This is a genomic window from Symmachiella dynata (genome assembly GCF_007747995.1).
Lineage (GTDB): Bacteria > Planctomycetota > Planctomycetia > Planctomycetales > Planctomycetaceae > Symmachiella > Symmachiella dynata.
The window spans coordinates 6,830,833-6,844,328 of the sequence record NZ_CP036276.1 but is presented as its reverse complement, the minus strand read 5'-3'; the positions used below and the strand labels follow the sequence as shown (position 1 = coordinate 6,844,328).

Here is a 13,496-nt window from a genome sequence, read left to right as displayed (position 1 = left end):
TGTCTTGGGGGGCGGAGACAGGTGAAGATTCGCGATGACGGACGACATCCTCAAAACTCGAAAGGACGCGGCGGATGCCGAAGATTTTGCTTGTTGACGACACCGAAGACAATCGCGACATGCTGACGCGCCGTCTTCAAAAGCGAGGTTTTGATGTCGTGGGCGCTGTCAACGGCGTCGATGCCTGCGAAAAGGCCAACTCCGAAGCGCCCGACTTGGTCTTGATGGACATGCAGATGCCCGTGATGGATGGCTACGAAGCGACGCGGACGATCAAAAAGGCGGCCGAAACTTGCGACATCCCCATCATTGGCCTGACCGCACATGCCATGGCGGGCGATCGCGAAAAAGCTTTGGCCGCCGGTTGCGACGACTACGAAGCCAAGCCGATCAATTTTTCTCAATTGCTCGAAACCATCCAAACCCTGTTGGAAAAACGGTCCACCCCATGACATACACGCCTCGGACGGGTGGCCAACAGCGTCGTCACGATGACGCACAGCCTGACCTTCCCGCCACCACCACCACACATGTGACCGACCGCGTCCGACGGGCGTTCTTGGCCACCAAACGGGACGAATTGCTGACACCGGTCCGCGTGATCAGCGACGTCAGCGGTCACATTCTCACAGTCGCCCGCGACATGGATCAGCCCGGCTTCTCCGGGGACATCCTCAAAATTCAATCCGCCGGCGAGTCGCTCACAGCTTTGGTGCATCAAATCCTGGCCCCGGCGGCGCCGGGAGAACCGACCGTCGATGACGAGTCGGTCCGTTCGCGACTGCGGCACGATATGCTCAACGAACTCAACCCGGTCATCAACTATTCAGAGATGTGGCTGGAAGATGCCGAGGAGCAATTTCTGTCCGGCTTCATTCCCGAACTGCGGCTGATTCATAACGCGGGATTGCGTTCGGCCGAACTGGTCGACAAAATTTTGGCCGCTTGGGATATCGATGCGTCCGTCGTGGCCCCCGACCTGGGAGACTTGGATCACCTGCACGCGATTTTCGACTACAAAAAGGATGCCGCCATCGCCACGGAACAGGGACATGTGTTGGTCGTCGACGATAACGACATCAATCGCGACATTCTCAGTCGGCATTTAGAAATCCAAGGACACACGGTCGCCACCGCGCGGGACGGCAACGAAGCGTTGGAATTGCTCAACGATGGCGACTTCGATTTGATGCTCCTGGATATCGTCATGCCCGGCATCAACGGTTTCGAAGTCCTCGCACGGACGAAAAGCGATCCGCGGTTACGAGAAACACCGATCATCATGATTTCCGCACTAGAGGAAATGGAAATCGTCGCCCGCTGTATCGAATTGGGTGCCGAAGACTATCTCCCCAAACCCTTTAACCCCGTCGTTCTCAAAGCACGGGTCGGCGCCTGTTTAGAAAAACGGCGGTTCCGGCAACGCGAAATCTCCTACCTGAATCGCATCGAGCAAGAAAAACAGCGTGCCGACGAGTTGCTGCACGTGATTCTGCCGGCCGATATCGTTTCGGAACTCAAGACCACCAACGAGGTTGTGCCCCGCCGCTACGATAATGTCGCCGTCTTATTCGCCGATATCGTCAATTTTACTCCCTATTGTGATCAGCACTCCCCCGAAGATGTTGTTTCCAATTTGCAAAAACTCGTCGTCATCTGGGAAGAAATTGCCCTACGGCACGGCGTGCAAAAAGTCAAAACCATCGGCGATGCGTTTATGGCGGCCTGCGGGCTGTTTGGGGACAGTGACGAACCGGTGCTGAACTGTGTCCGCTGTGGATTGGAAATGATCCAAGCCACGCTTGATTTGCCCATTGGCTGGAACGTCCGCATCGGCATCCACACCGGGTCGGTCGTCGGCGGTGTGCTCGGTCGCCGGCAATACCTGTTTGACCTGTGGGGCGACACGGTGAACACCGCCGCACGCATGGAAAGTCACGGCATCAAAGGCTCAGTCGTCCTCAGCCGTGAAGCCTGGAGCCGTATCGAAAACGACAGCCACGGCACGCCGCTGGGAGCGATTACCGTCAAAGGCAAAGGCGACATGGAGATGTTCCGCTTCGACGGTTTTAACGAGACGCCGCCATCGCAATCGTGAAATCTTGAGGGGCCCGTCCGCCCACGCCGTGGTGATTGATCTCTGGATTCCTCACTGAAACGTGGTACGAATGCGGGAATTGCAGTTGAGGAAACCTGCGAATTGATGGTAGGCTAAGCGATTGCCATATTGGTAATATGTCTGAATTCGCACCACAAGTGTGTGCTAGATTACATTTTCCACGACAGATATCACGGATCATAGAACTACGTTTTCTGCTGACGATCCGACAATCGCACCATCTCACGAAAGGGCAACCGCATGTCCAAACGCTTCCTCACCGTAGTCTGCGCCTGTGTCGCACTCGGATTCACCATCAGCGCCAATAGTGCTGAAGAAGAAAAGACCGCCGAGAAAAAATTCGACGCCAAATGCATCGTCTCCGGCGCTCCGGCTAAAGAGGCCTCCTTCGTGGACTATCGCGGCAAGAAGCTTTTCTTCTGCTGTGAGAATTGCCCGAAAGCTTATAAGGCCGATCCGGACAAATTCCTGGCCAAAGCCAACCACCAGTTGCTATACACCAAACAAATCACCGAGGTCGCTTGTCCGCTGACCGGCAAACCGATCAATGAAGAAAAGACCGTCGATATCGCTGGAACCAAAGTTGGTTTCTGCTGCGGCAATTGCCAAGCCAAAGCCGAAAAGGCGGGCGACGATGCGATCGCATTGGTCTTTGCTGATTTCGACAAAGGTTTCACACTGCAAACCACCTGCCCTGTCTCCGGCGCACCGATTGTGGCTGACCAAAAAGTCTCGTTCAGAGGATTAAACGTCTACTTCTGTTGTCCGAAGTGCCCGGCGGCCTTTGAAGCGAATCCCAAAAAGTTCGCCAAGAAGGTCCCGCAAATTGTCGAGAAACGCAAAAAGAACAAACAGAAAAAAGCGGACAAGAAATCGTGACTTCCAAGTTTTGAATTCAAACAAGAACCGCCGAATGGGTCACCCTGTTCGGCGGTTTTTTTGTGGAAACGTGCGACTGGCAGACGACCAGCTCATTCTGACTCGGTCGGGAGTATCGCTTCGACCGGTTGGCCGTCGACGAGAGACGAGTCGGGGGCGAGGATCACCGGTTCGTTTTCGTTGGCGCCCGAGAGGACCTCGACCTCGAAGTCGTTGGCCAGTCCAATCATGAGGTCCACCAACTGCGCCTTCCCATCGCGAACCACCATCGCTTGCCAATTCCCAGCGGTGCTGCGAAAGATCGCTGAGCGGGGAATGATCAGCGCGTCTTGTTTTTGCTGCGTGAAGATCTTGACGCGGACACGATAATCGATACCCAATTTCCGCCCCGCTTTTTTGAGTTGCTCAAGCCCCGCTGGATCAAACGCGATCACGACCTGTACCCGTTGTTGTTCCACGCCCAGCGACGAGACCTTGGTGAAACCGCGCGGATAAATCCGCGTCACCTTGCCGGTGATTGGTTCGGGGCCAATGGCGGCGCCGCTGATTTCCACCGGAAAGCCGACCTGAATGGTCACCGCATCCTGGGCCAAGATTTCCGCTTCGACCTCCAATTTTTCAGGTTGGCCGATTTCCAACAGTACTTCGCCCGACGGGAGTACGCGTTCGTTGGATTCCATTTTTTCCAATACCACGCCGTCAACGGGACTATGAATCTCCGCCCGCTTGCGATCACGCTGCGTTGCGGCTTGCGTTTCAATTTGGTCCTGCCGAAACAACTGCGTGAGCGCTAGCGCAATTTTGTAGTTCAGATGCGTCAACTCGTCTTTGCGTAGTTCCGCACGGCTTTCAATCTCTAATAATTCCGCTTCGCTCTTTTCAGCCTCGGGAACCGCCTTGCGTTCGAACAATTGTGAGATCCGCCGGTGTTCCTCTTCGGCATACTTGAGCTTCGCCTCGCGGGCCAGCAACTGCTGCTGCGAACTTTTGATACTATTCCCCAGCGTTTCAATCATGCGATCAAAACCGAGCACACGAATCGATTCTTGCGAGACATCGCGATCCAGATCCGCCGGATCGAGCCTGGCAACGACCTCTCCTTTAGTAACACGGTCCCCCGCTTTAAGCGAAATCGGCAACACCCGCCCGGCGAGCGGCATGGAAATACGATACGTCTCCGGCACACGCGTTTTCGCCCGCTCCTCGACGTAAACACGAATGTCCCCCTTGTGAGCTATCGCCACATCGACCGGAACTTCCAACGGCGAGCGGAAAAACACCACACCCCCGGCAACAACTCCCAGGATGAGCACAACCCAGATCCAACGTAACATGGTTTTCCTTTGGTTAGGCTTGGGGCTTGAGGGGACAGGCTTGAGGGTTGGCTGATGTATATCGATAGTGGATAAGAAACACTAATCACCATTTCTACCTGTAACGCCCCTCCACATTCTATCTGGCCACCGGCCACCGGCCACTGACGTCTCATTCCTTCACGTTCAATGCCCGTTGCCAATCCATTTTACGGACCGCCCATTGGACCGGGAAGTGCGCGATGAACGTGAAGACCACACCGGTGACAATAGTGATCCAAAAACTACGCGGCTCGATGACAAACGGCATCCGCAACATTTCAGTACTCGAGGCTTCGTCGATCACGTAGCTGAGCCAATAGCCCAACGGCAACCCGATGGCTGTTCCCAGCATGTTGATCAAAAAACTTTCGCGAAAGAAGATCGCCCCCACTTCGTGCGGCGTATATCCCAACACCCGCAGCGTAGCGATCTCCTGCTGCCGTTCGGCTAAGGATATTAGCGAAGCAGTCAATACGCTGCCACAAAAAATCAAACCTGCGAACAGAACCATGATGGCTACTACGGCGATCGTGGGACCCAAGATCAATTCTTCCAACAACATCTTTTGCTCGCGCGCCGAGCCGACGCCCTGCAAAGCGGGGAACTGTTTCAATTCCCGGAACAACTGCTGCCGCGCCTCTTCCCCCGGCTGGACTTTCAATTGGAGTGACGTCACCGACGTCTCTTCTCCCACGAGATGGTTTAAGTATTCGAGATTGGCGAACGCGGAGATGCCCATCAGCGATTCATAAACACGCGTCACCGGGATCGTGATTTCTCGTGTCTCCCCTTTGAGCGGAACAATGGTCAATTGATCGCCGGCGGAGACATGCAGCATGTTTGCCAGTTGGCGATTCAGCATCACACCGGTCTGGGGAATGGGAACGGGGATTCCCTCTGCGTCGCGGGGAACCGTCAGTCGTGCGGTCGGGACGATTCCTGTGATGCCCCCTTTTTTCTTGTGCAGGCCGTTGTGAAATGTGCAGCCAACTCCAAACACTGGTTCGACAAGATCCACACCGGACAACCGTTGTGCCTCATAAACCACACTAAAATCGTGCTCCCCTTTCAGTGAGATTTCGTAATCGCTGAGCATCATTTTATCGAACTGAAACGTGATGATCTCCTGGAACGAGTCCATCATGTGCATGGTGACAAACACCAGGGAGGCCCCCGTCATCGCAGCGAATAGTCCCGTGGCAGTACGTACGCGCTGGCGGAAGATGCTGCGGATCACGAGCTGCCAGCGGAAATCGAGCCGCCGCCAGAAAAAACTTCCACGTTCTAAAAACGTCCGTCGTCCCACGACCGGCGGCTTGGGTCGCATCGCCTCAGCCGGCTTGAGCCGCATCACCGCCCGCACGCCTCGGAGCGTCCCCAAGACCGAGAACAAAACGCTCAACAACAAACCGACACCCAAGATGTACGGATAGGGACGATTGATCAGTCGCGGGAATTCAAAAAACTGAGCCTGCATTTCTGTGACGATGCCGGCCAACCAATAACCCAATCCCACGCCGAGGATCCCACCGATCAGTCCAATAATCACACCAAAATTTAGGTAATGACCGAAGATGGTCCAGTTACTGACACCGATCGCTTTCAGCGTGCCCACGATCGTCCGTTGTTGCTCGGCAATCCGCATCATCAACACGTTGAGAATCGAGATGGCGACCACCATAAAAATCGGCGGCAAAATCATCGACTCAATTTTGATCTTCTCCAGTTGGTCGACCACCATCTGGTTCGAGGATTGTTTGGCCAGCGCCGTCGCTGTTGGTTTCCCATAGGGCGCCAGCACCGTTTCGATTTGATCGAGCACGCGCTGCGGTCGCTCTCGGACTTCGGGAGCCAGCAGGCCAACCACTTGATTGGCCGCTCCTTGGAAATCGAACACCTCTTCTGCAAACGAATGCTTGACAAAGAAAATGCCGTAGTTATTCGCATCGGGAAAAATTCCCCCTTGCGACATCGTATAGACGTACTCGGGACTTACAGCCGTTCCGACGACGAACAATTCTTGACGGCGGTTGTTGAGTAACAGGTGAATCGTATCGCCCGGTTTGATTCCCCGCGCTCGAGCAAAGGCGTCGCTGACGATGACCTCTTCGCTGCGGAGATTGGTGAAGTATCCCCCGCTGCGAATCACAATATTATTGATCACCGGTGTCGGCTCAGCGGGCAGGGAAATCACCTCCCCCGACAGCGGCCGATCCACTCCCTCCAGATCGACCGAGACGCTGAAGTTAATCCGCGGTCGAAAATCGGAGATGCCACGGATTTCCCGCAGGCGCTGTAATTCGAGCTGGGGGATTTTTTCGATGTCAATCCAAAAATCGGCCATCCGGCTTTGTGCGTAATAACTGCGGCGCGAGAGTTCCAGGTTGTAGTACAGCGACAGGTACAAAACGAACCCGGCAATCCCCACGGTGAGAATCGCCACGATGGCAATCAACAGCCCCTTGACCGCATACAGATCGCGGCTCAATTTGCGATCAAGAACACTCAACGTCGAGTCTCCCGGGGGGTGAGTTGTGCCGCCCTTTCAGGGCTAATTGTGGTGCGGGCATACACGTAACCCAGGGCGGCGCTGCGCTTGCCCTGGGCTGACATGTGAAGGCCCCGTTGGGGCCCGTTTGGGTCGTCCGGCCGTTGGGGTCGTTCGGGTCGTTGGTTTGCCCCGACAGGGGCATAAACAATTTAGCCCAGGGCAAGCTCGCGTGAGCGCAGCGAACGCAGTGCCGCCCTGGGATGCGGTCCAGTGTAGAGAGTTCGCCCTGAAAGGGCGACACAAGTCTCAATCCCAAAGATACCGTTCATCAAATTCGATTCGATGTCGCTGCAATAACAACTTCAATTCGTCCTGAAATGTCATTCGGCGATGATGCTCTGCTTGGTTTTCAATGTATTTCTTGACATCCGCAACGTTCGATTCACTCACCGAAAAACCTGCGTAGCCATTCTGCCAATAGAAATCCGTCACGCCCTCACCCTTCATCCATTTCGAACTCCCTTTCTTAACCTCTTCGACGATTTTTTTAAGCGGGTGATTTTTTGACAGTGCGAACAATGCATGCACATGATCGTCGGCACCCCCAATCACGATCGCAGGGCTTTCCCAATGCAGGAATATTCCCGCTTGGTAGGCGAACAAACGGTCGCGTATGTTTTCATGTATCCACGGTCGACGATGTTTCGTGCTATAGACGAGGTGAATGAGGTTCTTGACCAGGGATTGGGGCATGGCGACCTCGAGCGATTGTGCCGCCCTTTCAGGGCTGTTTTGTGTTGCGGGCATTCTGTAACCCAGGGCGGCGCTGCGCTTTGCCCTGGGCTGACATGTTATCGCCCCTGTCGGGGCTAAACACTGGCCCCAACGGGGCCGTTCGAGCCTTTGGGGCCGTTGGTTTGCCCCAACGGGGCATAAACATGTTAGCCCAGGGCAAGCTCGCGTGAGCGGAGCGAACGCAGTGCCGCCCTGGGATGTGGTCCAGTGTAGAGAAATAGCCCTGAAAGGGCGACACAAAAACCAGGCGCTAGGCGTAAGGCGTGGGACGCCCTGAACGACGGCAAAGCCATCGGTTTGGGATTGAACTGCAACTCGGTGAAATAACCGTGGCGTCTCCGCCCCCTATTGGCTCGCACCGTCCTCGGACGCCCGTTCTTGTTCGGCGACTTTCGGCACGACCAACGGGACTTCCATCAATTCCAATTCATCGGCCAACCTGCGGACTTGTTGGACGTCGACTTTGGCGCGATCATCGAGGATGTCGAGGTTGGTCAGGATGACTTGATCGCCCGCTTCCAGCCCTTCGTCGATCAATACTAACGATTGCAAGGTGTGGCCGCGTTCGATGCGACGTTTCACAGCGCGGCCGTCGTCGGCGACATAGACCGTCCCGTCTGTGATGCAATCCCGCGGAATGGCGATGGCGCTGGGGATCACCGGTCCCTGGATTCTGGCGTTGACGAACGTGCCGGGAAGCAAGGGGATCGGCTGGTCGGCGTTTTCCACGCGAATGTAAACCTCGACTGTTCGCGTCGACTCATCCGCTTGAGGCGAAACCCGTTCGATGATTCCCGTCCATTGCGCGGGGGAAGTCGTATTTCGGGCCAATCTCACAGTGGGGTTGTCCCCCGCCTTTAACAACGCAGCTACTTTTTCATAGTCCCCCAGCGCCAACGGGACGGGAACTTCGATCACGTCCAGGTCCAGCAATTTGACCAACGGATCGCCGGGACGCAGGTTTTGGCCGACTTCGACCATGACTTCGCTCAGAGCACCGCTAAAGGGTGGCCGGATTTCTGTGCGGGCAAGGTCGAGCTGCGCTGTTTCCAAATCCGAGACCGCCGTCGCCCGTTTGCGCTCAAGTTGGAGTCGACGGACGGGAAACAACCGGGTTTCGTTATCCAGATTCAAAACGGATTGCTTGTACCGCTCCAATTCCAATCGGGCGGTCGTCAGTTCCGTTTTGGAGATCACGCCCCGTTTTCCCAGATCCTCAATGCGTTGATATTCGCTTTGGTAAACTTCGACATCGGCAGCGGCTTTTTTGATCAAGCGTTCGTTATTGGCTTCCTGCTCGGCCAGCACTTTGAGTTCCGCGTCGATCTCAGCGATGCGGCCCGATGCCTGCGCCACGCGTTGTTTGTAGGTCTCCGGGTCGATACGGACCAACGGCAACGACTGGGGAGTCGGCCGCGTGCGGCCTTGGCTGTCGACCTCGACCTGCGAGGCAACGACGTTTGCCCCTGGTTTCAAGGAGGGATGCTTCTCAACGACCCGTCCGCCGACCTCAGCGGATAGAACGACTTCTCGATAAGCCCGCGACGTTCCAAAACCCGAGATCACTTCTCCCAGCGGGATTTGCTCCGTCTCGAAAACGTCGACCTTGTAGACCTTTTCCTCGACTTCGCTTTGTTGGGGTTTTTCCTTCAGGCTAGCCAGCGCTTGAAAGATCATGCCCCCGCCCAGCAAGGCGAGGATGCAACAGACAATCGTAATGACAACTCGCAGCCAGCCGCGCGTCATTGGTTTTTTTTCGTCCGCCATATCCACTCAACCGCCCCATTGTCTAGAACCAGTTTCAAAACCCGGTTGCGCCTGTTCAGGAATCTATAATACAAGTGTTTGCGTGACGCGTCCGAGGGTTTTGAAACTACTTGTACAGACATCGAGCTTTGGGAAAATCGGCGAACCGAGGATCCACGATCATTGTCACATTCAATCATAGACAGCAGACCCGCCAAGGTCTATCGGCAACATCCGCGATTTCACAAACTGGGATTACCCACCCTTTCCGTTTTCGCAAAATGAAACCTGTTCTCATGTTAGGAAATCCGCGCAGCGATACCAATTTGCCCCACTGATCGCAAAAATGCCAGGACCGCTTGACCTTTCGGGTGAAGGCTACGACGATTACCCCATACACGATGGCTGCGGATCGCGATCCAAGTCCGTTGGCCGAGTTCACTCCCTAAATTTCACAGTCCGACGATGCCCACTGAAATCTCATCTCCCTCGAAACGTTCATCGCCATTGCTGCCGGATTGTTTTTCGGCGGACGAAATCGAACAATTTCACCGTGACGGCTTTATCATCGTCCCGGGAATGGGGCATGCGTCGACTGTGGAAACGATGTTGTCGGTCACCCGCACGCATCTGGAACAACCCATCGAACCTGTGGAGCTTGAGGCCGATGTGCACTACCCCGGTGCCCCTCCCTCACGGTCTGCTGCGGGAGGTCGAACGGTGCGGCGGCTGTTGATGGCCCATGCGCGGCATCCGGTGTTCACACAGTGGATCTGCAGTCCAGGGGTTGCCGGGCGGCTGTCACAATTGTTGGCCGCTCCCGTCGTGATGCCCTTGACCCATCACAATTGCATCATGACCAAACAGCCGCAATACAGCAGTCAGACGCATTGGCATCAGGACATCCGTTTTTGGTCGTTCGAGCAGCCCAATCTGGTCAGCTTGTGGTTGGCGTTAGGGAATGAGACGCCGGAAAACGGCTGCCTGAGCGTGATTCCCGGCACGCACGCGATGCAGTTTGCACCCGATCGGTTCGACGAGGGTTGTTTCTTAGATCCAACCCAGCCGCAAAACCAAGAACTGATTGACCGCCGCGTGGACGTAAAACTTTCACCAGGCGACGTTCTCTTTTTCCACAGCCGCACATTTCATGCAGCGGGAAACAACACGACGGACGAATCAAAATTCTCGGTGGTGTTCACATTCCGCCCGACAGAAAACCGACCTCTGCCAGGAACGCGGTCTGCGGCGCTCGCCGAACTCATGCTGCCGGTGATCTGACGCATCGTGGCCATTGCCCGACATGACCACTCGGTTCACCTCTGAACGGGCTAGCCGTTTTGAAGTTGGTTGTCGACGGGCGTTTCGAGATCCGTTGCCGGTGATTTCGGCTCAGCGACAGTCGGGACCGTCCCTCCGCCCAGCAGCCAGGTCCATTTGCCAAAATCGCCACGGTGTAGCATGACCAGATAGGCGGGGACGAGGATCGGCCGGACGACGAACGTGTCCAACAACACGCCGAACATCAGCGCAAACCCCAACTGCTGCATGCCTTTGAGCGTTCCGCCCAGCACGAGCGACGAAAATGTGCCCGCCATGATGATGCCGCAACTGGAAATGATGCCGCCCGTGCGCAGCAAGGCGACGCGAATCCCCTCAATCGGTCCACGCCGCTGTTGTTCCTCATCGATACGCGTCATCAAGTAGATGTTGTAGTCTTCGCCAACGGCGATCAGGAACGTGAACAGGAAGATCGGCACTTTCCAATCCAGACCCGCGAACTCCCCAGTCGACTCCAAGAACCAAAACAGCACATACGTGAAACCGATGGTGACGAAGTAGCTGAAGAACACCGTCAGAATCAAATACAACGAGATCGAGAACCGGCGGAGCAAAATCCAGAGAATCACCAACACGACGGACAACACGGCGACATCGATCACAATTCGATCGCGGTCCGTGGTCGTCTTTAAATCGCGGATGTTCGCCGTGGACCCGATGAAATTCATATGGGTCGCTTTGAGCGGTTCGTCTTGTTTGGAAAAAAAATCGCGGATGACTTTTTCCACGCCATCCAGCCGCGCGATGCTGTTTTTGGAAAATGGATCTTCGTTGAAGATCACATCCAATCGCGTGGTGTCGCCGCTCAAGCCCTCAACTTGCGTGACGTAATACTCCTTGGTCTTCTCATTGACCGCTTGCCGTTTTAAAGCAAGTGGAATGCCTGAAAGTCCCTCCCAACTCGGTTCATGACTACCAAACGGGGAAGAGAGACTGCGAACGTCGGCGATATTCAACTCATCGCTTTTTCCTCGCAGTATTGCGGTCAACTCAGCGATTTTTTCCTTGGCATCGCTGCTATTGAAATTCATCTGATCGTTTGCCAACAACACCGTCAGCGGTCCCGCCGTCCCTTCCGGAAAATGCCCCTGTATGGCTTTGGCACCCACAACGCTAGCATCGTCCGACGGCAATTCTGACATCAGCCCATAGCTAAGATGATTCCACGAAAGCACCCCGACCGCAGCAAAAGGGATCATGAGCGCCATCGTCCAACCCCACAGCCTCCGCGGATGATTGAGCACTGCCTGTCCGACCTTTTCCCAGCCATTACTGAGAGGATTCAGTTCGATCAGCATCGACATCAGCGTGCTGCCGGAAATCCATCCGGCGGTCGCGGTGATCCGTTCACTACGAATATGTGGCCAAAATGCAAATCGGCCAAACAATCGCAACAGAGTGGGAGTCAAGGTCAGCGAAGCGACCAAAACAACGATCAGACTCAGCGCAATGCCGATGCCGGCGTCGCGAAATTTACCGAAGGCGGCCAGCACCATCATGCCGATGCCGAACGCCGTGGTGAGCGCGCTGGCGGTCAGTGCCGACCCGACTTTTCCGACTGCTTCTGAGACCGCCTGGTCAATATCGGCGCCGGCGTCCAGTTCTTCTTTGTAACGAGCAATTAAAAACAGGCAATAATCGACGCCCGCCCCATAAAGAATGACCGTCATATAGACGTGCATTTCCACAAAGGTGCGAAAGCCAAACAAAATATTGGCGTCATTGGCATTAAATTGCGATAGCAAGGCGGCCAACGACAACGAGACTTGGTTGGCAATCCCCACCGTAATCAGCGGAATCAGCGCCAAGAGCGGCGCGCGATAGATCAAGATCAGCAGCAGGATCACTAGGCCAACGGTCCATGTCTCCGTGGCAGCGGCGCTCTCATCACGCGCTTCGAGCATATCGCGTCCGACCGTTGCCGTACCGCTGAGTTGCAAGTCGAGACCATCGGGAATCAGTTCTTCTTCGAACAGTTCGCCTCCCGGTCTGGCGATCAATGTCTCAATCCGCTGTATCGTATCGCGGTTGCCATATTCGAGAAATTTCTCGGACAGCCCCACAATGACGAGCGCCGCTTGCCGGTCCTCACTGATCAACATTTCGCCAATCAAATCATCCGTAGGGGAACGGATCGACGTGATCTGTGTGATATCGCTCTCTGGAATCGGACCGATTTCGAGGCGACGGACTAGTTCGGCTTCCAGCGATGATTTCCGGCGGGCAAATTCTTCTTTGCCTAAATTTGCTTCAGCAACGGCCAGTTGTTCGTTGATGACCACATCATCGATGTCGGCCAAAATGGTTTCCAGCCGAGTTCGTAATTCCTCCTCGATGAAGGCCATGTCGTTGTCGTTCAATTCGCCGTTTTCGCGGCGCACGATCACCACAATGCTGCTGGCCAACAGATCGTCGGGAAACGCTTCGGCGAACCGTTTTTCTCCTTGGATGCTGTCCATTTCTTTGGGCAGATGATCGAATTCGCCATCCAGCGCCACTTCTTTCCAATGGGGCGACACCCATTGGATGAAGGCAAAGAATATCAACCACCCGATGAAGACGGTCTTCCATCGGCCGCTGATCAGTTTACCAAGCTTGCCAAACATAGGAATGAATTGTTAATCCATAGAAAACGACAGCGAAGATGTCCGTAATCGGCGATGACGTCGAATGACGACTGAATCCAACCAATACTTCGCCCGCAATGGCCTGCATTCCAGCGCAACGATGCTGGTCGTTATAGAGGAGAATGACAGGACGGAACCGGGTC

Annotated in this window: 9 protein-coding genes; 4 read left to right on the top strand and 5 right to left on the bottom strand. The window is 55.1% G+C overall.

What is annotated here, in order from left to right; translation table 11 throughout:
• Positions 1-74 precede the first annotated feature (74 nt).
• The 3 genes from Mal52_RS26085 to Mal52_RS26075 all read left to right on the top strand — a co-directional run bounded on the left by Mal52_RS26085 (position 75) and on the right by Mal52_RS26075 (position 2,998).
• Entirely contained in the window at positions 75-452 is a 378-nt protein-coding gene (locus tag Mal52_RS26085; protein ID WP_145379542.1) for a response regulator, read from the top strand.
• The gene (locus Mal52_RS26080; protein ID WP_145379540.1) at positions 449-2,098 is read left to right on the top strand and encodes an adenylate/guanylate cyclase domain-containing protein; all 1,650 of its coding nucleotides are present in this window, start codon (positions 449-451) and stop codon (positions 2,096-2,098) included. The genes Mal52_RS26085 and Mal52_RS26080 overlap by 4 nt, the downstream gene beginning before the upstream one ends.
• 261 nt (positions 2,099-2,359) lie before the next feature.
• Positions 2,360-2,998 carry a hypothetical protein gene (locus tag Mal52_RS26075; protein WP_145379538.1) on the top strand — a complete coding sequence of 213 codons (639 nt, stop codon included), beginning with the start codon at positions 2,360-2,362 and terminating at the stop codon, positions 2,996-2,998.
• A 92-nt stretch (positions 2,999-3,090) separates the two neighbouring features.
• Here the strand turns inward: Mal52_RS26075 and Mal52_RS26070 are convergent, their stop codons facing one another.
• The 4 genes from Mal52_RS26070 to Mal52_RS26055 form a co-directional block, all read right to left on the bottom strand.
• Positions 3,091-4,332 carry an efflux RND transporter periplasmic adaptor subunit gene (locus Mal52_RS26070; RefSeq protein WP_145379537.1) on the bottom strand — a complete coding sequence of 414 codons (1,242 nt, stop codon included), beginning with the start codon at positions 4,330-4,332 and terminating at the stop codon, positions 3,091-3,093.
• A 151-nt stretch (positions 4,333-4,483) separates the two neighbouring features.
• Positions 4,484-6,862 carry an ABC transporter permease gene (locus Mal52_RS26065; protein WP_145379536.1) on the bottom strand — a complete coding sequence of 793 codons (2,379 nt, stop codon included), beginning with the start codon at positions 6,860-6,862 and terminating at the stop codon, positions 4,484-4,486.
• A gap of 288 nt (positions 6,863-7,150) precedes the next feature.
• On the bottom strand, positions 7,151-7,597 hold the full coding sequence (locus tag Mal52_RS26060) for a transposase (RefSeq protein ID WP_145379535.1): 447 nt from the start codon (positions 7,595-7,597) through the stop codon (positions 7,151-7,153).
• 387 nt (positions 7,598-7,984) lie between these two features.
• Positions 7,985-9,406 carry an efflux RND transporter periplasmic adaptor subunit gene (locus tag Mal52_RS26055; RefSeq protein ID WP_145379534.1) on the bottom strand — a complete coding sequence of 474 codons (1,422 nt, stop codon included), beginning with the start codon at positions 9,404-9,406 and terminating at the stop codon, positions 7,985-7,987.
• Positions 9,407-9,850: 444 nt separating this feature from the next.
• Between Mal52_RS26055 and Mal52_RS26050 the strand changes: the two genes are divergently transcribed.
• Positions 9,851-10,666, top strand: coding sequence for a phytanoyl-CoA dioxygenase family protein (locus tag Mal52_RS26050; RefSeq protein WP_145379533.1), 816 nt, complete (start codon positions 9,851-9,853; stop codon positions 10,664-10,666).
• A 50-nt stretch (positions 10,667-10,716) separates the two neighbouring features.
• Here Mal52_RS26050 and Mal52_RS26045 read toward each other — a convergent pair whose 3' ends face one another.
• Positions 10,717-13,332, bottom strand: a complete 2,616-nt coding sequence (locus tag Mal52_RS26045) for an MMPL family transporter (RefSeq protein WP_145379532.1) — start codon at positions 13,330-13,332, stop codon at positions 10,717-10,719.
• Positions 13,333-13,496: the final 164 nt, after the last annotated feature.

Excerpts from the sequence above, each read along its gene's own strand:
- Mal52_RS26085 (WP_145379542.1), top strand. The coding sequence starts at position 75 with ATGCCGAAGATTTTGCTTGTTGACGACACCGAAGACAATCGCGACATG.
- Mal52_RS26080 (WP_145379540.1), top strand. The coding sequence starts at position 449 with ATGACATACACGCCTCGGACGGGTGGCCAACAGCGTCGTCACGATGAC.
- Mal52_RS26075 (WP_145379538.1), top strand. The coding sequence starts at position 2,360 with ATGTCCAAACGCTTCCTCACCGTAGTCTGCGCCTGTGTCGCACTCGGA.
- Mal52_RS26070 (WP_145379537.1), bottom strand. The coding sequence starts at position 4,332 with ATGTTACGTTGGATCTGGGTTGTGCTCATCCTGGGAGTTGTTGCCGGG.
- Mal52_RS26060 (WP_145379535.1), bottom strand. The coding sequence starts at position 7,597 with ATGCCCCAATCCCTGGTCAAGAACCTCATTCACCTCGTCTATAGCACG.
- Mal52_RS26055 (WP_145379534.1), bottom strand. The coding sequence starts at position 9,406 with ATGGCGGACGAAAAAAAACCAATGACGCGCGGCTGGCTGCGAGTTGTC.
- Mal52_RS26050 (WP_145379533.1), top strand. The coding sequence starts at position 9,851 with ATGCCCACTGAAATCTCATCTCCCTCGAAACGTTCATCGCCATTGCTG.
- Mal52_RS26045 (WP_145379532.1), bottom strand. The coding sequence starts at position 13,332 with ATGTTTGGCAAGCTTGGTAAACTGATCAGCGGCCGATGGAAGACCGTC.